The following is a 22,680-nucleotide window of genomic DNA, read 5'->3' as shown; positions in this document are numbered from 1 at the left end:
CCGCTATGCCGAACTCCGAACAGACGCAGCCGCTGATACGTGTCCTGCACGACGAATCCCGACGCGACCTGCGGGATCCGACTCGTCCGCGCCCGATCCGTCTCTACCTGTGGGAGCAAAGCCGCCCACAGGATGGGCCTGCTCCGGTGGTCGTCGTCTCGCACGGCACCGGAGGTTCGGGCAGCAGCATGGAGTGGCTCGTACGGCCGCTGTACGAGGCGGGTTTCCAGGTCCTCGCCCTTGATCACCACGGCAACAATTACGTCGACGGCTACGAGCCGGAGGGCTTTCTCCACGTATGGGAACGGCCCCGGGACGTCTCCTTCGCCCTCGATGAACTGGCCCGGGAACAGGTGCTTGGTCCGGTCGGTGTGGCGGGCTTCTCCCTCGGCGGTTACACGGCGGCGGCCCTTGCCGGGGCCCGTGTCGATCTGCAGATGCTGTGGGCTGTACTGACGGGAACCCTCCCTCTGCCGGAGATCCCCGAGTTCCCCGGCGCACTGGAGGCGCTGCGGAAGAAGTATCCGCTGAACGAATCGTCACGCCATGCGCTGGATGCCGCCGCCGCGGACCTCTCCGATCCACGGGTGCGGGCGATCTTCCAGGTAGCCCCCGGAGTCGGGGGTCTCGTGACCCCGGAAAGCCTGGCAACCGTGCGAGTGCCCGTGGGCATCCGCTGGGGCGGAGCAGACACGGTCAACCCGTACGACGTCGACACCAGGCCGTACCTGGAGCACATCCCCACAGCGAGAGGCTGCTCGGCCGGCCCCGATGTCCGCCACGACGACTTCTTCGCCCCGGAACCTGCCGACCCGACCGTCCGCATTCGCGTCGGCAGAGAGGCGGCCGCCTTCTTCCAGCAGCACCTGGGCTGACCTCTCAAACCCTGGCCACAGCGTCCACAAGGCCATCTTCCGCAGCCGCCTGCAGGAAGGAGAACCCTCAGTGGACCGCGCTGCGCAAGTTCTACGGCTTCACCGCCGTCATTTGCGAGCCGGGGCTGCGCGGCTTCCAAGAGAAGGGCGAAGTGGAGGGGCTGCTTGGCTACTTCACCGAACGGACCTTCGCCCCGCTTCACCAGTTCAAGCGCCTGTCCGTGCGATGGGAACGACGCCTCCAACTCTACGACTCCTTCGTCTTGTTGGCCTGCAGCCGCATCAATTGGCGACGCCTCAACAGGACCCACACACGAACGGGCAGCGGGAAGCCACTGTGACGTAGATCCCGCGCGCCCCGCCAAAACTAGCGGGCGTACGAGGAACGGAAGATGAGAGGGTCCGGTTCGATCCGGGACAGGGGAAGCATGGGACTGATCTATAGCTACGACATCTATCTGCATCCTAGGAATGTCGCCAGAGCGCTGGTCAAACTGGCCGAGCTGTCGCCACCGGCCCGTGCTGTGCCGCCGCTTGAGATCACTTTGCCCGGTGGTGACTGGCTCGTCCTGCCGTTCACGTCCCATTTCGCGAGCGAGCCGGTGGACTCCACCACAAGCGGCACGCTGGAACTCGACACGTCCCTCATGTTCGACCTCGATGATGCACTGCGCGAGTTCGCGCGGACGAGCGGCCCTGAACCCGAGCCGGACGGGCGCATTCAGATCGGGTACGTCTACGCGACGATCCGGTTCGAATCCTTCTTGCACCCTGGTTACGCATCGGTGGAGTGCTGGGCAGCGACGTCAGGGATGAGCCGCCTGTTCGCGCGGTCGACCAACATCAAAGAGACGTTCATAGGCCTTGCCGCCAACAGCGGCGGAGTGTGCTGCCTGTTCGACACCGGCGACGGCGCCCCGGCACAAGTGTGCTGGCTCAACGGTGAACCCTCCCAAGAGAACGTCTCCGGTCCCCGTTTTCCAGAATTGCGCGCACTGGTGGCAACTTGGCCCGACCCCGAGAAGTAGGCACGGGTGCTGAACACACTTTCCTCCCTGGGGATCAGGCAGGAGGAGCGCCCGCTGCGGCCAGGGCGTCGGCCACCTGCTGGACGTGCTGGACGTAGGGCGCGGTGGCCCGGTCTGGTGCGCTCCGGGCCAGGGACGGCTTGACGGTGAGCCCACCGCACCCGCCGCGTCGGCGACCTCACCCGCCGGGCACCCCCGCCGGGACCGCTCTCCAGACAGTGCTGCCCAGGTCCGAGCCCCGTACCAGCTGGATGCGCCGGGGCTCGATGTGGATCACGTGGTACTCGGGATCCTGCGGATCGCCTCTCCAGTAGTGCACCGGGTCGCATCCCACCCGGGCGGCCCGCCCTTGAGATACAGGTCCCAGGCATGGCACCTGGCGGCCTCATCGTCGCCCCAGGTGGAGAGAGCGTCGACGTGGACGGTGTTCTGGCGGGGGCTCCAGTAGGCATACGTGGTGTGCGGGCCGTGTGCCAGGTGGGCCGTCTTCACCGGGGTCTTGTAGGTCGCGAGCCAGCCTACGGGGCGGCCGTCGACGACCTCCCAGACCGGGAGCAGTACCCGGGCGCGGGGCCGGTTCTCGCGGTCGACGGTGATCATCGTGGCGTACTTGATGTCGCGTATGTAGCGGAAGAAGGTGTCCTGGAGGTCGGCGAACGCGGCGACTTCGGTGGTGGTCACGGCGGGTGCTCCTCTCGGCCTTTCGGCCCGTGTGTGGCAGGTCGGCGGGAAACGGGAGGTCAGTGGGGTGTGGGAAGTCCGGCGGTCGGACGGTCGGCGGGGTGCTGCTCGGCCGAGGCAATGACCGCAGTGCCGGCGCGCGTCCGCACTCCGAAGGCGGCGACGAGCACGGCGAGCAGGGCCGCGGCGAGGGGCACCCACAGGGCCGCCCGGTAGCCGTCGAGCAGCGCGGCCGGTGCACTGGACGCTGTGGCCGCGACGTTGACGGCCGTGGTCGCCGAGAGCCCGAGCGCGGCGCCGAACTGGAAGGAGGTGTAGAGGAGTCCACCGGCCAGGCCCTGCTCCGCTTCCGCGACGCCCTCGGTGGCGACGATGGTGAGCGGGCCGTAGGTGAGCGCGAACGCGAGGCCCAGAAGCAGCAGGCTGGGCAGCATCGCCAGGTACGTCCAGTCGGCGTCGACCCTCAGGAACAGGCCGTAGGACAAGGCGGTGACAAGCAGACCGGCGAGGATGAGGCGCGCGTTGCCGAAGCGGGCCACCAGCCGTGGGATCAGGACCGGCGAGAGGATCGCGTCGATGCCGATGACGAGCATCGCGAAGCTGGTCTGCAGGGTGGACCAGTCGCGCAGTTCCTGCAGGTAGAGGACGACCAGGAACTGGAAGCCGAAGAAGCCTGCGGAGAACAGGAGCGCGGCGAGGTTGGCGCGGACCAGGGCGCCGCTGCGAAGGATGCCGAGCCGGACCAGTGGGTCAGCCGAACGGCGCTCCACCATGAAGAAGGCGAGCAGTGCGGCGAGACCCGCTCCCAGGGTGAGCACGGTCTGGACGGAGCTGGTGTGAGAGGCACGTTCCACGCAGAGGACGATCAGCACGATGGCTGCGGTGACGGTGAGGCCGCCGGCCAGGTCGACCGGCCTGCCGGTCGTCCGGTCGGGCCGCGGCGATCGCGGCACGAGGACGAGGGCGGCGAGCAGGATCACAGCGGAGAGCACCACCGGGGCGAAGAACACCCAGCGCCAGCCGGCCGACGTGAGCAACCCGCCGGCGACCAGGCCGATCGAGAATCCGCCGGCCCCGGTGCCGGAGTAGATGAGCAGCGCCTTGTTGCGCTGCGGGCCCTCCGCGAAGCGCGTGGTGATGATCGACAGGCCGGCCGGTGTCATGAAGGCGGCCGCGACCCCGGTCACGAACCGGGCCACGATCAGCGTCCAGTCCTCGGAGGCGAGGCCGCCGAGCCCGGAGAAGAGCAGGAAGACCGTCAGCCAGAAGACGAACATCTGGCGGCGCCCGAACAGATCGGCGGCGCGTCCGCCCAGCAGCATGAAGCCGCCGTAGCCCAGGACGTAGGCGCTCATCACCCACTGCAGTGAGCCGGTGGACAGGCCGAGGTCGGCGCGGATGGAAGGCAGAGCCACGTTCAGCATGGCCACGTCGATGCCTTCCAGGAAGATCGCACCGCACAGGACGAGCAGGACGCCCCAGTCCCTGGCGCTCAGCGTTCGTGCTGGTCCCGGTGGGGTGTTAGGTGATGACGTCATGGCGATTCCTCGGCGGAGAGGGGGTGTTGGGGCCGCGTCTCGACGGCTGCTCCACCTTCCGTCCCGGCCGACGGGCGGAACAACGGCGATGATCGCAACGTTCGTTCAACCAGGCTTACCGATCCGCGCCGCCTGGGGGACCTTGATGGAACGCGACGAACTGGAGTGCTTTCTCCTGCTCGCCGAGGAGCTGCACTTCGGCCGCACCGCCGAGAAGATGCGGCTCTCCCGGGCGCGGGTGAGCCAGCTGGTGCAGCGACTGGAGCGGCGGGTCGGCGCACCGCTGTTCGTCCGCACCAGCCGCCGGGTCGGCCTCACCGCGCTCGGCCGGCAGCTGCGCGACGACCTGGCTCCGCACCACCGCGGCATCGAGGACGCGCTCGCGCGCGCCTCCGCCACCGCGCGCGGCGTCGACGCGGTACTGCACGTCGGCTTCGCCACTCCTTTGGCCGGCGAGATCGTCATGAAGGCCACTGAGTCCCTGCGGACCACCCATCCGGGGCTCGTCGTGGAGATCTGCGAGGTACCGCTCGGCGATCCCTACGGGCAGCTGCGAAAAGGGGAGTTCGACCTCCAGCTGCAGGAGTTCCCGGTGCGCGAGGACGATCTGGGCGGCGGGCCCGCCCTCTTCGCCGAGGAGCGGGTCCTCGTGATCAGCTCGGCGCACCCCATGTCCGCGCGGGACACGGTGACCTTGGAGGACCTGGCCGAGGTCCCGCTGCTCACCGTCGAGGGCGAACAGCCGCAGTACTGGCGCGAGCACCACGCCCCCACCAGGACACCGGCCGGCCGGCCCATCGCCCGCGGTCCCGCCGTGACCAACATGCAGGAGGCCCTGATCCTGGTAGCGGCCGGCCAGGGCGCAATACTCGCCCCCGCGCACACGGCGACGTACTACGCCCGCCCCGGTGTCGCCTACCTGCCGCTCACCGGCACAGAACCGGTCGGTTACGGCCTGGTGTGGCGAGCCGGAGCGCACACGGGTCCGGTCCAGGACTTCGCCCGCTCCGCCTTAAACGCCGCACGCCAGACGGCACAAGAAGACCCGCGCCGCACCGTGCCCGACCGAGCCGCCAGCCCGCTCCCGCCGCCACGCCGCCTGGCGCGGCGGCACGATCGGCACCAACCCGTCGGCGTCACAGCCCAGCCTGATCAGCTCCAAACTTCCTGAACGCTCCGCAGCCACGCGCAGCGTCTGAAGGTCCAGTCCTGTCTGACCGCACGGACCAGGGTTAGGGACTACTGCCCCCGGCATCTCGTCCACCCAGGACAACCCGTGCGGGGAGCTCACTGCCGGGTTTGGTGGGGCGGCAGAGGCATGGCGGGACAGGTGAGTCGGTTCCCGCCGGTTAACCTTCACCCTGTCCACGGCGTCAAATAGCGGGCGCCCCCGCAGGAAAGGCACTACTTCATGCTGATCGCTCAGCGTCCCTCGCTGACCGAAGAGGTCGTCGACGAGTTCCGCTCCCGGTTCCTGATCGAACCCCTCGAACCCGGCTTCGGCTACACCCTCGGCAACTCGCTCCGCCGCACCCTCCTGTCCTCGATCCCGGGCGCGGCCGTCACCTCCATCCGGATCGACGGCGTGCTGCACGAGTTCACCACCGTGCCGGGCGTCAAGGAAGACGTCACCGACCTCATCCTCAACATCAAACAGCTGGTCGTCTCCTCCGAGCACGACGAGCCCGTCGTGATGTACCTGCGCAAGCAGGGCCCGGGCCTGGTCACCGCCGCCGACATCGCACCCCCGGCCGGCGTCGAGGTCCACAACCCCGACCTCGTCCTCGCCACCCTCAACGGCAAGGGCAAACTGGAGATGGAGCTGACCGTCGAACGCGGCCGCGGCTACGTCTCCGCCGTCCAGAACAAGCAGGCCGGCCAGGAGATCGGGCGCATCCCGGTCGACTCGATCTACTCCCCGGTCCTCAAGGTCACCTACAAGGTCGAGGCCACGCGTGTCGAGCAGCGCACCGACTTCGACAAGCTGATCGTCGACGTCGAGACCAAGCAGGCCATGCGCCCCCGCGACGCCATGGCATCGGCCGGCAAGACCCTGGTCGAACTGTTCGGTCTGGCCCGCGAGCTGAACATCGACGCCGAGGGCATCGACATGGGCCCCTCCCCCACCGACACCGCCCTCGCCGCCGACCTGGCCCTGCCGATCGAGGACCTCGAGCTCACCGTTCGGTCGTACAACTGCCTCAAGCGCGAGGGCATCCACTCCGTGGGTGAGCTCGTGGCCCGTTCCGAGGCGGACCTGCTCGACATCCGCAACTTCGGCGCGAAGTCCATCGACGAGATCAAGGCCAAACTCGCCGGCATGGACCTCGCCCTCAAGAACAGCCCGCCCGGCTTCGACCCCACCACCGCCGCCGACGCCTTCGGCGCCGACGACACCGACACTGGCTTCATCGAAACCGAACAGTACTAACCACCACACCCACCACAGAACCCCCGCCCAACGCCGACACCGGCCAGCGGACCACGGCCCGGACTGCACCCGCCAGAACAACCCGGCGACGCAGTCCGGGCCGCGGCCATACCGGACCTCCATCTCGGCCCGGGCTCCTGACCCCGTACAGCCACGGCGCACCGGGGAGCACGGTGCGGAGTCATCGGCACCCGCCCGGCCTCTCGGCGCACAGCGCGAACAGCTGGGCACCGACCCCAGTCTCACCCTAAAGTTGAGGTTGAGGATTCACTCGATGTGCTCTGCCGAAGGCGTGGGCCCGTCTCACCGCCGGCAGGCCCACACCCTGCCCTACGACAACGCGGTCATGGGCGACCGCCAGCGGGGCAAGCCGCTCAGCGCCGCGGAGTGGGCCGGCGTGCACGCGCCCACCCGGGTGCTGACCGGAGGCAAGAGCCCCGTCGCCTTCCAGCACGCCGCCCGCGCCCTGACGGGGCTACTACCCACAGCCGACCACCGCACCGTGGCCGGCCTCACCCACGGCGCGGTCGTCATGGCCCCCAAGAAGGTGGCCCCATAGATGACCGAGGCTCTTCACGGTTGAGCCTTTTCCTGGCCTCCGCAGAGTCGATCGACGATCCGCGCTCGCTCGTTGGGATGGGAAATTCTCTGGTATTCGTTCTCCCAAAGGCGCGGCACGGACCGCCCGTTGGCCATCAAATGATCCGCAGGATACGGCCTGAATCCCCCGAGGCCTCGTCACCAGCGGTCATCAGGCGAACGAAAGCTTCATGAGGATCCATGCATCCCGCCCCTGAATCCGGGTTCACCCGTCGTGGGTGAGGCGACGGGTGGGGCGCTGCCGAATGCTGGCACGGACAGATCGCCGGCGAGCTGCTTGCCCATGCCGCCGCAACGCGTTGGACCGAACAGGGAGACCTTGTGAACCGGTACCCGCCCATTGCGGAACACGGCATGGTCGGCGATCTCCAGACTGCCGCCCTGGTGTCGTCCGACGGAACCATCGACTGGTGGTGCACGCCCCGCTTCGACTCCCCCAGCATCTTCGCCTCACTCTTGGACAGCGAACGCGGAGGCCACTGCCGTCTCGCCGCGGATTTCCCGGACGAACAGGGAATGACAGTCCGGCAGCTGTATCTGTCCGACACAGCCATCCTGGTCACACGTTTCATGACACCCGGCGGAGTCGGTGAAGTGGCCGACTTCATGGCGCCTATCGACTCCTCCGCCCCGTCGGACGGACACACTTTGGTGAGGGTCGCACGTGTCGTCCGTGGCAGCCTGCCCTTCGCCCTCACGTGCCGGCCTCGCTTCGACTACGGTCGTGCCCCGCACACGCTTTCACAGATCGGTGATCACTCTGTGCGCTTCAACGGCCCTGGTAGGGACCTGCATCTGCAGTCCACGACCGGCGTCACGCTTGACCGTGACGGAAGCGACGTCACCGCGCGCTTCACCCTGTCCGCCGGGCAGGCGGCCGCAGTGGTGCTGACCAGCACTTCCGGCGGCGGTCCCGTCCCACCTCAGCCCACCCTCGAAGGGATCGTCGACGCACTCGAGACGTGTCGCGTCTTCTGGCAGTCGTGGCTGCGTTCCTGCACCTACCGAGGCCGCTGGCAGGACATGGTGAACCGCTCTGCGATCACGCTCAAGCTGCTCACGTACGCGCCCACCGGGGCTCCCATCGCCGCGGCCACCATGGGACTGCCCGAGCAGCCCGGCGGTGAGCGCAACTGGGACTACCGTTACACCTGGGTCCGTGACGCATCGTTGTCCGTCAGGGCATTGATCGATCTGGGTTTCAAGGAAGAGGCGCACGCCTTTCGCCGTTGGCTGCGTGAGCGCATCAACCCTGAAGGCTTCGCCTCGACAGGCCCCCTACAGATCATGTACCGCGTCGACGGCGATCCCCATCTGGTCGAAGAGCGCCTCGACCACCTGGAGGGCTACCTGGGGTCCCGCCCGGTGCGGGCGGGCAATGCGGCGGCCGACCAATTGCAACTCGACATCTACGGCGAGGCGTCGGACGCCCTGATCGTGGGCGGTGACATAGGTGCGATCCGCGGCTGGCAGGCACTGAGCGATGTTCTGGACTGGCTCGCCGACAACTGGGACCAGCCTGACGAAGGCATCTGGGAAACCCGTGGCGGCCGTCAGAACTTCACCTACAGCCGCCTGATGACGTGGGTGGCGTTCGACCGCGGCGTCCGCGCGGCCAGTGAGTTCTCCCGTCCCGCGGACGTCGCTCGGTGGACCGCTGTCCGGGACACGGTCTTCCGCCAGATCGTCGAACGGGGCTGGCACCACAAGCGGCAGGCATTCGTGCAGCACTACGACACCGACGTACTCGACGCCTCGCTGCTGCTCATGCCCAAGGTCGGCTTCGTCTCGCCTCATGATCCTGCCTGGATCAGCACCCTGGACGCCATGGAGGAGGAACTGGTCAGCGACAGCCTGGTCTATCGGTACGACCCGAAGGCATCCCCCGACGGCCTGCGCGGCTCGGAGGGGACCTTCAACCTGTGCAGCTTCTTCTACGTCGAGGCGCTCGCCCGCAGCGGCCGGCTCAACCAGGCCCGCCACGCCTTCGACAAGATGCTCACCTACGCCAATCACGTCGGACTCTTCGCCGAGGAGATCGGCCCCTCGGGCGAGCAACTCGGCAACTTTCCGCAGGCATTCACCCACCTCGCCCTGGTCACGGCGGCCATGGCGCTCGACGAAGAGATGCAGAAGGCGGAGACCGGCTCGCGGTACGTCGACTACGGGCGCCAGCCGACCCATGGCCTCACCGTGCCCGCGGAGAACTCGGGCAGTGACGACGCAGGCAGCTGAGGCATCCTGGCCCGCGCAGTCGAGAGGCCGGGACCCCGTCCTCTCGGATCGGAACGTCATCCACTCTGGGCGACCCGACATGGCGCCGCCCAGCCGTCCGCTTCTGCGGCCGGGAGCTTCGCATCGTCGCTGGTCTGGCGGTCTTGCCGGAAGGGATTGCAGGCGCAGGAACAACTCGACAGTGCGCTGCGGCAAGTGGCCTCGGCCGGCACCCGCGGGTGGGCGAATCGGAGGCGAGCCGAATGATCCGCGTGGCGTGATTCGATCTACTGAGCCGAGGCTTCCGCTCACATACTTCGAGCCATGACCCTCAAGATGCAGATCGCTGCCGTGGCAACTTCCGTCGCAGCGCTCACGGGCAGTGCGATCGCCTTGGCGCCCAGCGCCTCCGCGACTTCGTACAACGGCTGCACCTACCCTCAGGTCTGCTTCTACCAGACTGAAGCCAGATGGAACGCCGGGAACCCCAACGCCAGGTATCAGGACATCACGTCCGGCTACCAGAACCTCAGCAGTGCCGCTCGCGGTGCAAACCACGTGTACAACACCCGCAACGACGACATCGCGTGGCTGCGCTACATCGACTCTGATGGCGAGACGACGTACACGTGTCTGAACCCCAACTCGGGGGACTACTTCGACGGCTTGGAAACACTCACCGGCATCAAGATCACCACAGCATCGCACTGCTGATCGGCTGGATCTGGTGGGACGACGCGCTGTTCCCCCCCCCCCCGTTATCGCTGGATGAGGCACAGGATGTGATCGAGGCGCTGGCCGGGGTGGCGGATGGCGGCGAGGTCGAGGACCACCTGGCGTGGTGACTGCTGTCGAACGGGCTGCCCGGGTGCCGTCGCGGGAGTTGTAGCGCGTCAGGGTTCTCGGCGGTGAGTTCGATGTTGCTCGCGCCGAGTCCGAGTTGCGCGCCGGCGAACACGCGGTTGATGTCGTCGGAGTGCGAGCTGTTCGCTCTGTTGACTGCAGTTCCCGCCTCTTGGTGGACCTTACCGGCATGGACCAATTCCCCCACTGCGACGCCCCACGTCCTCGATCGGCCACCGGTGAACGCAGTGAGATCGCCTACAAGCGGGTCGGAGTGATGCTCAGTGTGCCGTTCGGCGCGGCGGCCGCTGTCGTCGTCCCGATGGCAAGAAGCGGCACGAGGACGACGCGCCCGATGCCCAGGTCGAGGCCCGTATTTGGCAGGAGATCGTGTTCACGGCCGCTCTACAGAGTGCCGTCGCCGCGGTGGTGCGGGCGGCCGTCGAACGCGGCAGCGCGCACACCACGAGTCGGCCGACCGGCAGCTGACCGGACTGAGCCGTCCGCCGGCCGCTCTACCTCTGCGCCGCCAGCCACAGCAGCCGCCCCACCTGGGGATGGAAGACGTGGTGATGTCCCCCCATGGGCACGTCATCGGACCGGATGACCTCGGAGCCGTCCACGCTCAGGTACGCCCCCGGCTGTGACTCCTGGGTCAGTGACTCCTGCTCCGTCGTGTCGCGCAAGGACATCGGCGCGGGACCGTCGACACCCTGGACGCCGTCGAAACCGAGCGCGCCCCATTTCCGCGAGGTGGTGACGAGTTCTGGCGAGTCGCCGATCATCTGGGCGGACAGCGGGTACATCACGCCCAGGTGAAAGTCGCGATGGGAGAACGTACAGATCAGTGGTCCCCGTACCAGCCGTTGCAGACCCCACAGCGCCCCATGACCCGCGACCTGCTGAGGCAGGCTGCCCGCGAACGAGAAATGGGACATCTCCCCTTGGAGCAGGGTGAGGGAATCCAGCAGCACCGGTTCCGAGCGGCTCGCCTCGAGACCGCGCAGAGCGAACCCCGCGAGGCGACCGCCCAGACCGTGACCGATCACGTGAAGGCGTACGTCGGAGCCCTCCACGAGCATCGGCAGGCAGGGGCCGAAGCCCTCCTGCCCCACCAACCCCGCCCGGCGGCGCAGCACATGACGCACCACCTGACGGAAGAGTTCGTAGGCCCCGTTCCACAGTTCGGCGTGGTCCTGCGCGGCGCGCCCGTACCCCGCCGTATGCGCGCCGTCGGTGGTTCCGACTTTACGCACTCGGTCACTGGGCGGTTGTGCCGGGTGCGGGCCGGTCACCTGGCTCTCCAGGAGCGTGCCCTCGTCCGATACGGCGGATTCGCCGATGCCGGACTCGTGCCGTGCGGGTTTCCCGGCCTCCTCCCCCAGTGAGCGGCGCACGTCGTGCAGCGCGCTCGCGAATTCGGCGCACATCGTCCGCGTGTCCTCGAACAGCATCAACGGATCGGTCTGGGGCACCACTTCGGCGTTGGTGTCCGACGCGAACCCGGTCAGCGGGTCCTGCAGCGGGATCTCCGCCAGACGCCGCAGGGCGGAGCCCAGGCTGTCGAACGCCGACTCGCGGGCCGGACGCTCGTCGAGCAGGGCAAGAATCTCGGTCAACTGGTCCTCGCTGTCGGGCAGTATGCGGAAGAGGTCGTCCCTCAACGCCGGCGTGACGCCCGCCCCCTCGGCACGAGACCCCGTCGCGCCTGCCTCGGCGACGGGCAGCCCTTCGTCCCTGAAGCACAACGACGGCCAGTGCACGCCGAGCACCCCCGCCTGGTCCGCGGACCGCCCCCACGCGTCCGCGAGCAGCCTCCCGAACGCCGCGTCGACGGAGCGCGTCACCGTTTCGTCGTTGTGTGCTCCGTGGATCACGACGTAGAGGTCGCGTACGTCGCTCCCGCGTAGGGCATCACGGACGCTTTCCATGGCGTCGCGCCGGATCTCGGCATGGTGTCCGAAGCGCAGGGCGCCGAAGTCATGCAATCCGTTGGTCTGCGGCATGGCCGGCCTCCGTAGGGCGCCGCGTGTGCCGCGGCTCGGGCGCGACAACGGGAGTCGTGCCGCAAGGGACTCCACGTTCCCGGTGCCGTGCGCCGCACTCGGGCAGCAGCGCGGATGTACGGCGTATCTACGTCACACCGAGGACCCACTGTCCGGGACGCTTCGCTCGGGATCCTGCGGACTTAACAGCGGGCCCGAGCGGACCCACCGCGTCGGCCCTCCGACTCGTCAGGGTTACGGGGCATGCGTCACCACACCCGTACAACTCCAACTCGGCGCTATCTGCACGCCCCTTGACTCCTCTCCTGCACCGCGTCAAGACTGATGCGTCCAAACATTGACAACGTTGTCAGGTGTGCTGTGAGGGCGCACCGGTGGGGGCCTCATGTCATCGCGAGTCCTGCGGCGAAACAGACGCCGCATGCGTTCCAGATTTATGGTCGGCCTTCTGGGGCTGGCCCTCGTCGCAGGTCCGGCCGCGGGCAGTGCGGCCGCCGCCTCGTTGCCCTCGGTGGCATCGGTGGCATCGGGGACGAAGACCACCGACTGGCGCACGTCCTTCGAGGCGGGTGACTCCGTAGTGGACGGTAGACCGGCCACCGGCCCCGACGGCGAACCCGACGTCTCCGGTGTCGTCCGTCCCGGGGCCGACTCGGACGATCCGGGCCTGCGCACCGTCGTGGACGACGGACCGGACCGGGCCTACGCGGCCAAGACCAACGTTGGATTCACCGGGCAGAAGGCCCTGCACTACACGGCCAGGCACACCGCCGACGGCGCCGCCCACGCGAGTGTCGTGGTGGCCGATGTGAACGTACGGCTCGGACCGCAGAGCCAGTTGTCGTACCTGTTGTTCCCTGACTTCGATGAGAAGAAGGTCGACTACGCGGGCACGTACGTTGCCGTGGACCTGGAGTTCACCGACGGCTGGCGCCTGAACAGGCTCGATGCCGTTGACCAGAACGGAGATCATCTGAGCGCGCGCGCCCAGGGCGACGCCAAGACCGTCTCGCCGCTGCAGTGGAACCGCCGTGCGGTAGACCTGGGCAAGGTCGCTGCCGGGCGGACGGTGGACCGGATTCTGCTCACGTACGACGGGCCGAAGGGGACGGCAGATGTCGGGGGTTGGGTCGACGACATCTCTCTTGACGGTCGTCCCGCAGCAGCGCACCGTTCCTCTCCCGCCGACCGGGTCGTGACGACGCGCGGCACTCAGTCCAGCGGTGACTACTCGCGCGGCAACAACTTCCCCGCCACTGCCGTTCCCAACGGTTTCAACTTCTGGACCCCGATGACCGATGCGGGGTCTCTGGGCACGTTGTACAGCTACCACCAGCAGAACAACGCGGAGAACCTGCCGGAGATCCAGGCATTTGCCGCCAGCCACGAGACCAGCATCTGGATGGGCGATCGCCAGACCTTCCAGGTGATGCCCTCGACGGCCGAGGGCACGCCGGACGCGGGGCGGAAGGCGCGGGCGCTGGCGTTCCGGCACGAGGACGAGACGGCGCTTCCGCACCACTACGGTGTCACGTTCACCAATGGCCTGCGTGCCGACATGGCGCCCACCGACCACGCGGCGATCCTGCGTTTCACGTTCCCGGACAAGGGTGGGCGGAAGCTGGTCCTGGACAACGTCGACGACCGCGCCGGGCTGACGATCGACGCCGAGGCGGGCACGGTCTCGGGCTGGTCGGAGACCCGTACGATCTCGGCGGGCATGAGTCGCATGTACATGTACGGCACGTTCGACCGTGCGGTGACCGGCAGCGGCATGCTGGCCGACGGCAACCGGCCCTCGACCGGCTACGTCGCCTTCGACGAGGGCAAGAGCCGCACCGTCACCCTGCGCATCGCCACTTCCCTCATCGGCGTCGAACAGGCCAAGAAGAATCTTGAGCTGGAGATCGGAAGCACGGACTCCCTGGAGAAGGTCGCCGCGCGCGCCAAGGCCGTCTGGAACGAGCGGCTGGGTGTCGTGGACGTCAGGGACGGTACCGAGGACCAGCTGACGACGCTGTACTCCAATCTGTACCGGATGAGCCTGTATCCCAATTCTGGGTACGAGAACACCGGCACGAGGGGCAAGCCTCGCTACCGGCATGCCGTGCAGTCCTCCGGTTCCTGGACACCGCCCGAGAGCAGCCCGACACAGACCGGCGCGAGGATCGCCGAGGGCAAGGTGTTCGTCAACACGGGCTTCTGGGACACGTTCCGGGCTGCCTGGCCCGCGTATTCCCTGCTGTGGCCGAAGGCGGCGGGCGAGCTGGTGGACGGCTTCGTCCAGCAGTACCGGGACGGCGGGTGGATCTCTCCCTGGTCTTCGCCCGGCTATGCGCGGGTGATGACCGGCACCAACTCCGATGCGGCGTTCGCCGACGCCTACAGCAAGGGTGTGCCGGGCATCGACGCCGAGGACACCTACTCTGCCGCTCTGAAGAACGCCACGGTCCGGCCGCCGGACAGCAGTGTCGGGCGCGACAGTCTGGACCGTTCCACGTTCCTGGGCTATGTCCCCAACGATGTCGGCGCCGGTTTCTCGTGGTCGCTGGACGGCTACGTGAACGACTTCGCGATCGCTGCGATGGCCGAGAAGATGGCGAAGGACCGCAAGATGTCGGCGAAGGAGCGAGAGCGTCTGCGCGAGGAGGCCGCCTACTTCCGCGCCCGCTCGGCCGGCTACGCCGACCTGTACGACCCGGCAACCGGCTTCTTCCAAGGCAAGTCGGCCGACGGTGAATGGACTTCGTCCAAGGCGGACTACGACCCCCTCACCTGGGGCAACGACCACGACTACACCGAGGCCGACGGCTGGAACGAGGCCTTCCCGGCGCCGGAGGACGGCCAGGGCCTGGCCGAGCTCTACGGCGGGCGCAAAGGCCTCGCCGACAAGCTGGACACGTTCTTCTCCACTCCGGAGAAGGCCGACCGTCCGGGTTCGTACGGCTCTGCCATCCACGAGATGCGCGAGACCCGGGACTTGCGTCTGGGGCAGTGGAGCATCCCCAATCAGGTGTCCCACCACATCCCGTGGATGTACACCTACACCCAACAGCCCTGGAAGGGGCAGAGGTTGGTGCGGCAGGCCCTTGACCGCGGCTGGCTCGGCTCCGACATCGGACAGGGCTATCCCGGTGACGAGGACAACGGCGCCACCTCGGCATGGTGGGTGTTCGGCGCGCTGGGCCTGTATCCGCTGCAGACGTCGAGCGGCGAGTACGTCCTTGGCTCCCCGCTGTTCGAGAGGGTGACCCTGCACCTGCCCGGCGGTGACCTCGCGATCGAAGCTCCGGGCACAGGCGAAGGCATCTACGTGCAGGATCTCACCGTCGACGGCAAGCGCCACACCTCGACGACGATCACGCACCAGGACATCGCCGACGGCGGCCGGCTGCGCTTCGCCATGGGCGCGAAGCCGTCCGCGTGGGGCACCGGCAAGAACGACGTACCGCGCTCGCCCACGGCGGCCGGCCAGACACCGCGTCCGCTGCACGATGTCACGGGCCAGGACCGCGGCACTGCTTCAGCGCCCGAGGGCGTGGATGTCGGCGCCCTGTTCGACGACACCTCGGCGACGTCCGCCGTCCTGACGGGCGCGGAGGCCGAGGTCGGCTATCGCGTCAACGGCGGCGGCGACACCCGCGTCACCTCCTACACGTTGACCTCGTCCGAGGGGAGCGCCGAGCAGGATCCGCGCGCATGGGTCGTGGAGGGCTCCGACGACGGGAAGCACTGGAAGGAACTGGACCATCGCAGCGGTGAGGAGTTCCGCTGGCGGAATCAGACCCGGCCCTTCCGCGTCGCGCACCCGGACTCGATGCGCGAGTACCGTGTCCGGGTCGTGCCCGGAGACGGGCAGGAGAAGGTGTCGCTCGCCGAGATGGAACTGCTCACGCCGGACTCCATCCCGAAGACTCCCGTCAAGGTGAGTGTCGGTGACGTCGCGCTGCGGCCCGGGGCGACGGCGTCCGTGGACGTGAAGCTCACCAACAGCGGTGACACACCGGCGTCCCCCGCCCTCGGCGTCACCGTGCCGGCCGGCTGGACGGCTGATCCCGAACGCGCCGATGTCGGCGACCTGGCCGCAGGCGACTCGGCCACCGTCACCGTGAAGATCACCGCGGCCGACGACGCCGCCCCGGGCACACAGAAGATCCGTGCCACCGCGCGCTGGGACGACTGGACCGTGACCGGGCAGGGCGTCGCCCGCGTCGTCGGTGACGTCACCGAGATCGAACCGGGGACCGAGTCCGAGAAGGACGTCCTGACCGGCGACGAAGGATCCCAGCTCACCGGGGACGGCGCCGACGGGCAGGCCCGCTACGCCGACGAGAAGCACACGTTCACGTACCGCCTCCCCGTTCCCGACGCAAGCCGGGGCACCGTCACGCTCGATCTCGCCAACCAGTTCCTCGTCGAGGTCTACGCCAACGGCGAGCAGTGGACGAGCGTGCTGCGCGAGCCGGACCCGGTGATCTTCCAGTCCAACCGCGCGCAGCGCAGCCTGGACCTGACCGATCTGCGCAAACAGGCGGGCGGCGACGGCAACGCCCTGTTCCTCCGGTTCTCCGACAGCCGTCCCGAGGACGGTTGGGGCGCCTGGCTGGCCGGTGTCCGGGTGGAGACCTCCAGCTGAACCGCACGGTGGCCGGCCCGTGCGCCGAGGCCGGCCACCCCGCTCCGCAAACGCTCCACCTCTGCCCCACTCAGCACCCGCAACTGAACGACCACTCAGGGAGTAGCCATGCGTGACGACCACGCAGACGCCGCCAGACCGCAAGCGGAGCACTCGCGCCGCTCCTTCCTCACCACCTCTGCCACCGTGCTCGCCAGCGTGAGTCTGACGGCGGCCCTGCCAGGGCGGGCCGCGGCAACGCCCACGGGGCCCGTCACGGACACAAAGGCGGCCGGTTCCGACCTCGCGCGCTACCGCCCCGTCGAGGTCTCCTCAACCGCGTACGCGCCCACGCCCGCGCACTTCGTCACCGACCGCATGGGGCGGGCCGGTGTCACCGGCAGCGGCTGGCGGGCTGCCGACACCAAGAGCCCGCAGTGGGTCGCGGTCGATCTGGAGGCCGTCTGCCGGGTCACGTCCGTCGTGCTCGTCTTCGAGGCGAGTGAGGGCGACACCGTGTTCAAGCCCTCCGGCGGCGACAACCCCCGTACCGACACCACCGGTTGGGAGGTCCTGTCGAGCTACGCCACCAGCTTCCGTATCGAGGTGTCGTCCGACGGCGATACCTGGGCGAAGGTGAAGGAGGGCACCACGAACACGGGCGGCACCGTCAAGGTGGCCCTGGACAAGGCGGTGGACACCCGCTGGGTCCGGATGGTCGGCACTGCTCTGTCCAACGACAACCCGCTCGGCCTCAACGCGCTTGAGGTCCACGGCACCGCCCTGCACAAGCGACCGAAGGCGACCGGGTGGACGGAGTGGACCAGCGGCGCCCGCCCGGTACCCGCCCTGAGGTTCGCCGCCGACGGTACGGTGCCGATCGAATCGGGTTGGAACGTCACGCTCGAGGAGTTCGCCGCCCCGGGCGACGGAGCCACGTTGTCCTCACCCGGTGTGGACACCGACCGTTGGCTGCGCGCCCAGGTCCCGGGCACGATCCTCGCCTCGCTCGTGGCCGAGGGACACCTGCCCGACCCGGTCAAGGGCATGAACAACCTCGAGATACCGGAGGCGCTCGGCAAGTCGGCCTGGTGGTACCGGCGTCCATTCTCTGTGCCGCACGGGCTCACCGCGCACGGCCGGGAACGTGTCTGGCTCGAGCTGGACGGCATCAACCACACGGCCGACATCTGGCTCGACGGCACCAAGGTGGGCGAGATGTCCCACCCCACCGCCCGGGGCACCTTCGACGTGACCGAGCAGGTCGCAGGCGGCGGCGAGCATGTGCTGGCCGTCCGCATCAACCACATGCCCTACCCCGGCAGCCCCGGCGACCGCGGCTCCAACGGCGTGTCCTACGCCGATGCGGGCTCAGCCATGATGATGCGCAACGGCCCCTCCTATCTCGCGGTGTCCGGCTGGGACTGGATGCCGGCCGTGCGCGACCGGGTGATGGGCATCTGGAACCACGTCCGGCTGCGCGCCACCGCCGACGCCGTCATCGGCGACCCGCGCGTGGACACCGTCCTGCCCGATCTGCCGAGCCTTGCCCGCGCAGAGGTCACGATCACGGTCCCGGTCCGCAACGCCTCCGCGCAGGCCCGCACGATCACGGTCCGCGCCGAGCTCGGCACCCTGCGCGTCACACAGGACGTGCGCATCGACGCCGGCAAGACCGCTGACGTGGTCTTCACGCCGAAGGACCACGTGGTGCTGCGCCTGAAGAATCCGGCCCTGTGGTGGCCCAACGGTTACGGCGAACCGACCCTGCACGACCTACGGATCACGGCGTCCGTCGGCAGAGAGGTCAGCGACACGCGCGACATCCGTGTCGGACTGCGCCAGTTCGACTACGCCTCCGAAAACCCGGTCGTCTTCGAACCCGGCGCCGACCGTTTCGAGCAGACGGTGACTCTCGATGGGCAGCAGGCCCGATGGGTCCGCATCCTCGCCGGCCGCCGTGCCACCGGCTACGGTGCCTCCCTGTGGCGTCTGTCCGTCACCGACAGCAGTGCCCCGGACACCGACCTCGCCCTGCGTGCCGTCGTCTCCTCGTCGTCCAACGACAACGCGACCAACACCGCGGACAAGGCCGTCGACGGCGACGACAGAACCCGCTGGTCCTCCGCGTACTCCGACGACCAGTGGATCCGCGTCGACCTCGGCGGAGCCAAAGCCTTCGACCGGATCACGCTTCTGTGGGAGTCCGCCTACGCACTGACCTTCACCGTGCAGATCTCCGAAGACGGCGAGCAGTGGACGGACGTGAAAGCCGTCGACAACCGGCCGCATCAGCTCCAGATCAGCGTCAACGGCATCAAGGTGATGTGCCGGGGCGGCAACTGGGGCTGGGACGAACTGCTGCGCCGCATGGGCGAGGGCCGTATGGAAGCCGCCGTCGGCATGCACCGCGACATGAACTTCACGATGATCCGCAACTGGCTGGGCAGCAGCAACCGCGAGGAGTTCTTCGCGGCGTGCGACGAGAACGGGCTGCTGGTGTGGAACGACTTCTGGAACGCCTGGTTCCTCGACCCGCCGAACCACGCCCTCTACCTCGACCACGTGCGCGACACGGTCCGCCGCTACCGCTCGCACCCGTGCATCGTGGTGTGGTGCGGCGCCAACGAGGGCACACCGTCCGGCGAGATCGACCAGGGAGCACGTCAGGCCGTGACCGACGAGCACCCCGGCGTCAGCTACGTCAGCAACTCGGCGTCAGGTGTGGTCAGCGGCAGCGGACCCTACGCCTGGGTCGACCCGAAGCGGTACTACTCCCCCGACTTGTACGCGCAGGGCACCTTCGGCTTCCACACGGAGATCGGCATCCCCACGGTCTCGGTGGCCGAGAGCATGCGCAACCTCGTGGACGGCGAGAAGGAATGGCCGATCGGCCTGGTGTGGAACCACCACGACTGGCTGACCCGCGGCGGGCAGAATCCGCAGAGCTACCAGGCCGCCATCGACGAACGCCTGGGCGGCTCATCGTCGTTGGAGGAGTTCTGCGCGAAGGCCCAGTTCATCAACTTCGAGTCGATGCGCGCCATCTTCGAGGCGTGGAACGCCAACATCTGGAGCGACGCCAGCGGGCTGCTGCTGTGGATGTCCAACCCGGCGTGGCACAGCACGGTGTGGCAGACCTACGATTACGACCTTGACGTGAACGGAACCTACTACGGCGCCCGTTCGGGCTGCGAGCCCCACCACGTGCAGGCCGACCCGACGGACTGGAAGGTCCTCGCGATCAACCACACGGGGCAGGCCCTGCACGGTACCGAGGTCCGCGCGGATCTCTTCGACCTGTCCGGACGCCGACTGGCGAACACACAGCGCCAGAGCCTGGACGTCGACGCCTCGTCGGCAGCGTCGGCGTTCACGGTGCGCACACCCGACAGCGACCACCCCCTGCACCTCGTGCGGCTCACTCTCACCGGCAGCGACGGGCGGACACTGTCGCGGAACACGTACTGGCGCTACGACCAGCCGAAGGACATGCAGGCCCTCAACAAGCTCGCCGGCGCCAAGCTGGCGGTCTCCGGCGGCCGGACGTCACAGCGCGACGGCCGGATCAGCCTGACCGTCACGGTCCGCAACAACGGGCGCGCCGTCGCTCCCATGGTCCGCCTCGCGCTGCGCGACCACCGCACGGGGCACCGGGTACTGCCTGCCCGCTACTCCGACAACTACCTGTGGCTGCTGCCGGGAGAGGAACAGGAGGTGACGCTCTCCTGCCCGCAGGGCGGGCACGACCGAGGCGACCTGGAAGTGACCGCACAGGGTTACGGCACCTCCCTGGCGTCCAGTCGCGGCCGTCGCTGAGCCTGACTCCGTAAGGCGCCGGTGGTCAGGCGCCGCATCCGCTGATGCCTGACCACGGGCGGACAACGGCCGCAAGTTGGCGGCAGGTTGCGCGGTAGGCCGAGAAGAAGCCCTCGCGCCTCCAGTGCCTCCGTGGCAGCACACCTCACGGGTATCGGTGGCGGGCCAACTGCCCGTCGGGGCACCACGTCGAGTCCGTGGGCAGGCCGAAGGAGCGGTCGTCGATGCCGTCCCGCGCGATCAGCAGCGACCAATGCGACGCCCTGTTCGAGTAAGCCGAGGATGCCGTTTTCGAGGATCGCGGGCCGGAGCGTCATCGGGTCGTGTGTGTCGGCGGCGGTGAGCATACGGAAGGTCGACCTCGCTGGATCCCTGCATCTGAGGCCGTCTGCTGCAACGTGCGGAGTCTGTGTTCCTGGCCCTCAAGCAGTGCCCGACTTTGTTCAACCAGTGCTCGAGCATCGCGCCGCAGCTCGCAAGCGATCCGCTGCAGCTCGCGAGCCCGGCTGCCAAGGATGCGGGCGCCCTCCACAGCGTGGTCCCGGGATGCGCTCAGACCCTGGAATCGAATGTCCGCTGACATGCACAGCAGTCTTCCGGAGCGCCGCCGCACGAAGCAAAGGCATACACCAACTCTTCACGGGAAACCGTTGGTCGGGGACGGCCGCCGCCGGCTTGTTCAGTCGGCGGCGGCCGTCGGGCGCAAGGAGAAGACGGCTCCCCCATCGTCTCCTCGCGCGGGTGCCCTCTGCGGCAGCGGGGCGTGAAAGCTACCCGCAGTCACGCAGATGGGCGGGGAAGCTGGAGCCGCGCTAAGTCGGCGTCGCGTGGCTCCAGCGGGCCCAAGGGGACTAACGCCGACATCGGGGTCTGGGAGCCGACAGGCGACAACGCCGCCTCGCACGGACAGTACCCCTAGGCTCGGGAGGCCCAACAGGGCGCACAGGAGCGCACGCCGCGCTTGTCAAAGCCTTCCCCCGATCAACCTCACCCGCGCGACGCGGTCGGAGAGCACCCCTGACCAGGTGTGCAGAATGGGCCGCAGCGGAGGTCAGACCGCTTCGTAGTGGTGCGCCCGGCCGCGTACCCACTTCACCCACGCCGGATCGTCGAGCAGCCCCTCGGCGTCTTCCCGGCCCGCCCGGCGCCGGTCGGACAGCGCGGACCGGCGTCGACACCGCCCGTGAGGGCCTGTCCGGCTCGGGTGGCTGTTGCCGCTCGCCTTGTTACCCCTTGGCGCTTACTGATCGGCTCGGGCGATGGCGTCACCGAGGTGCTCGCCCCACAGCGCGTGCCGGATCCGCCAGAACCCGGAGCGTAGTTGTCCATGCCGTCGAGCCGTGCTCATCGAACGCGCTACGGGCACTACAAGTCCAGACGGTAGTAGCGGTAGCCGTCATCGTCATCCAGCGCCTGTGCTTGCAGGAGGCTGGCAAGATCTTCGGCAAAGCCAGGTTCTGCGGGGAACCATTCGAGCTGGGTGTACCCCGCTTCATGGGCCTGCTTGGCCGCTTCCCTCGCAAGCGGCTCCAGCATCTGCAGTTCCGCGCGGGTACCCGGATGTTCGGTGTTATGGCCCTGAGCGATCCGCTCTCGTTCCCGCTCGACCATGATCCACTGGAGAATAGCGACGCCCTGCTCGTTCGGATGAGCGAAGAACACCACCCAAGCCAGCAGCGATTCCCCTTCGCGTGCCGCGATTGTTCCCGTTGGCGCAGGCCAGGCCACCGTCCAACGGCGGGCGGGATGTGACTTCGCTGATCGCGCTGCATGATCCGGTGGACGACGTTGGACACGCGCCGCTTGAGCGCCCGACGCGCTTCAGCCGGGCCACCGCGTGGGGACTGGTACGGCTCGTACGCACGGCGCAAGGGGCCTTCCTGGGCTGGGCTGACGGGCACGGCAGGATGCCCTGTTTCAGTATCTACTACCCCGAATGACGGCTTCCCGGCCATTCTTCCGCAAACGTTCGGCCGCCCGCTCCTTCCGACCGCGCCGCCGTAGCACGCTCGACGCATCGGAACTCGGCC

The 22,680-nt window shown here is 68.3% G+C and carries 14 protein-coding genes; 10 read left to right on the top strand and 4 right to left on the bottom strand.

Going from position 1 to position 22,680, the window contains the following annotated elements; translation table 11 throughout:
• Positions 1–5: 5 nt before the first annotated feature.
• The gene (locus tag ACQUQD_RS41095; protein WP_428957345.1) at positions 6–875 is read left to right on the top strand and encodes an alpha/beta hydrolase family protein; all 870 of its coding nucleotides are present in this window, start codon (positions 6–8) and stop codon (positions 873–875) included.
• 428 nt (positions 876–1,303) lie between these two features.
• The gene (locus tag ACQUQD_RS41090) at positions 1,304–1,903 is read left to right on the top strand and encodes a hypothetical protein (protein ID WP_428957344.1); all 600 of its coding nucleotides are present in this window, start codon (positions 1,304–1,306) and stop codon (positions 1,901–1,903) included.
• A 273-nt stretch (positions 1,904–2,176) separates the two neighbouring features.
• Here ACQUQD_RS41090 and ACQUQD_RS41085 read toward each other — a convergent pair whose 3' ends face one another.
• Complete coding sequence (locus ACQUQD_RS41085; RefSeq protein ID WP_428957343.1) at positions 2,177–2,584, bottom strand: pyridoxamine 5'-phosphate oxidase family protein; 408 nt, start codon at positions 2,582–2,584, stop codon at positions 2,177–2,179.
• A 59-nt stretch (positions 2,585–2,643) separates the two neighbouring features.
• Positions 2,644–4,122: an MFS transporter gene (locus ACQUQD_RS41080; RefSeq protein WP_428957342.1), complete on the bottom strand. Its 1,479-nt coding sequence runs from the start codon at positions 4,120–4,122 to the stop codon at positions 2,644–2,646.
• A 145-nt stretch (positions 4,123–4,267) separates the two neighbouring features.
• Between ACQUQD_RS41080 and ACQUQD_RS41075 the strand changes: the two genes are divergently transcribed.
• The 6 genes from ACQUQD_RS41075 to ACQUQD_RS41050 all read left to right on the top strand — a co-directional run bounded on the left by ACQUQD_RS41075 (position 4,268) and on the right by ACQUQD_RS41050 (position 10,699).
• Positions 4,268–5,293: a LysR family transcriptional regulator gene (locus ACQUQD_RS41075; RefSeq protein WP_428957341.1), complete on the top strand. Its 1,026-nt coding sequence runs from the start codon at positions 4,268–4,270 to the stop codon at positions 5,291–5,293.
• A 240-nt stretch (positions 5,294–5,533) separates the two neighbouring features.
• Complete coding sequence (locus ACQUQD_RS41070) at positions 5,534–6,553, top strand: DNA-directed RNA polymerase subunit alpha (protein WP_428949820.1); 1,020 nt, start codon at positions 5,534–5,536, stop codon at positions 6,551–6,553.
• Positions 6,554–6,827: 274 nt separating this feature from the next.
• Entirely contained in the window at positions 6,828–7,112 is a 285-nt protein-coding gene (locus ACQUQD_RS41065) for a hypothetical protein (protein WP_428957340.1), read from the top strand.
• Positions 7,113–7,474: 362 nt separating this feature from the next.
• Positions 7,475–9,388, top strand: a complete 1,914-nt coding sequence (locus ACQUQD_RS41060) for a glycoside hydrolase family 15 protein (protein WP_428957339.1) — start codon at positions 7,475–7,477, stop codon at positions 9,386–9,388.
• A 303-nt stretch (positions 9,389–9,691) separates the two neighbouring features.
• Positions 9,692–10,081 carry a hypothetical protein gene (locus ACQUQD_RS41055; protein ID WP_428957338.1) on the top strand — a complete coding sequence of 130 codons (390 nt, stop codon included), beginning with the start codon at positions 9,692–9,694 and terminating at the stop codon, positions 10,079–10,081.
• 519 nt (positions 10,082–10,600) lie between these two features.
• Positions 10,601–10,699 (top strand): hypothetical protein, encoded by a 99-nt coding sequence (locus tag ACQUQD_RS41050; RefSeq protein WP_428957337.1) that lies wholly within the window; start codon positions 10,601–10,603, stop codon positions 10,697–10,699.
• Between the two features lie 26 nt (positions 10,700–10,725).
• Here ACQUQD_RS41050 and ACQUQD_RS41045 read toward each other — a convergent pair whose 3' ends face one another.
• Positions 10,726–12,216 (bottom strand): hypothetical protein, encoded by a 1,491-nt coding sequence (locus ACQUQD_RS41045; protein ID WP_428957336.1) that lies wholly within the window; start codon positions 12,214–12,216, stop codon positions 10,726–10,728.
• Positions 12,217–12,637: 421 nt separating this feature from the next.
• Here ACQUQD_RS41045 and ACQUQD_RS41040 point away from each other — a divergent pair, with 421 nt between their 5' ends.
• A complete protein-coding gene (locus ACQUQD_RS41040; protein WP_428957335.1) occupies positions 12,638–16,852 on the top strand; it encodes a GH92 family glycosyl hydrolase in 4,215 nt (1,404 codons plus the stop codon).
• A gap of 108 nt (positions 16,853–16,960) precedes the next feature.
• Positions 16,961–20,650 carry a discoidin domain-containing protein gene (locus ACQUQD_RS41035; RefSeq protein WP_428957334.1) on the top strand — a complete coding sequence of 1,230 codons (3,690 nt, stop codon included), beginning with the start codon at positions 16,961–16,963 and terminating at the stop codon, positions 20,648–20,650.
• A gap of 1,365 nt (positions 20,651–22,015) precedes the next feature.
• On the opposite strand, the gene ACQUQD_RS41030 is transcribed toward ACQUQD_RS41035, so the two are convergent.
• Positions 22,016–22,378, bottom strand: a complete 363-nt coding sequence (locus ACQUQD_RS41030) for a hypothetical protein (RefSeq protein ID WP_428957333.1) — start codon at positions 22,376–22,378, stop codon at positions 22,016–22,018.
• Between the last annotated feature and the right edge of the window lie 302 nt (positions 22,379–22,680).

Origin of the sequence: Streptomyces sp. cg35 (assembly GCF_050410835.1) — a bacterium.
Lineage (GTDB): Bacteria > Actinomycetota > Actinomycetes > Streptomycetales > Streptomycetaceae > Streptomyces.
Note: the sequence above shows the minus strand (reverse complement) of the source record. Positions and strands in the feature narration are given on the sequence as shown.

Excerpts from the sequence above, each read along its gene's own strand:
- ACQUQD_RS41035 (WP_428957334.1), top strand. The coding sequence starts at position 16,961 with ATGCGTGACGACCACGCAGACGCCGCCAGACCGCAAGCGGAGCACTCG.
- ACQUQD_RS41090 (WP_428957344.1), top strand. The coding sequence starts at position 1,304 with ATGGGACTGATCTATAGCTACGACATCTATCTGCATCCTAGGAATGTC.
- ACQUQD_RS41040 (WP_428957335.1), top strand. The coding sequence starts at position 12,638 with ATGCGTTCCAGATTTATGGTCGGCCTTCTGGGGCTGGCCCTCGTCGCA.
- ACQUQD_RS41080 (WP_428957342.1), bottom strand. The coding sequence starts at position 4,122 with ATGACGTCATCACCTAACACCCCACCGGGACCAGCACGAACGCTGAGC.
- ACQUQD_RS41070 (WP_428949820.1), top strand. The coding sequence starts at position 5,534 with ATGCTGATCGCTCAGCGTCCCTCGCTGACCGAAGAGGTCGTCGACGAG.
- ACQUQD_RS41095 (WP_428957345.1), top strand. The coding sequence starts at position 6 with ATGCCGAACTCCGAACAGACGCAGCCGCTGATACGTGTCCTGCACGAC.
- ACQUQD_RS41075 (WP_428957341.1), top strand. The coding sequence starts at position 4,268 with ATGGAACGCGACGAACTGGAGTGCTTTCTCCTGCTCGCCGAGGAGCTG.
- ACQUQD_RS41045 (WP_428957336.1), bottom strand. The coding sequence starts at position 12,216 with ATGCCGCAGACCAACGGATTGCATGACTTCGGCGCCCTGCGCTTCGGA.
- ACQUQD_RS41055 (WP_428957338.1), top strand. The coding sequence starts at position 9,692 with ATGACCCTCAAGATGCAGATCGCTGCCGTGGCAACTTCCGTCGCAGCG.
- ACQUQD_RS41065 (WP_428957340.1), top strand. The coding sequence starts at position 6,828 with ATGTGCTCTGCCGAAGGCGTGGGCCCGTCTCACCGCCGGCAGGCCCAC.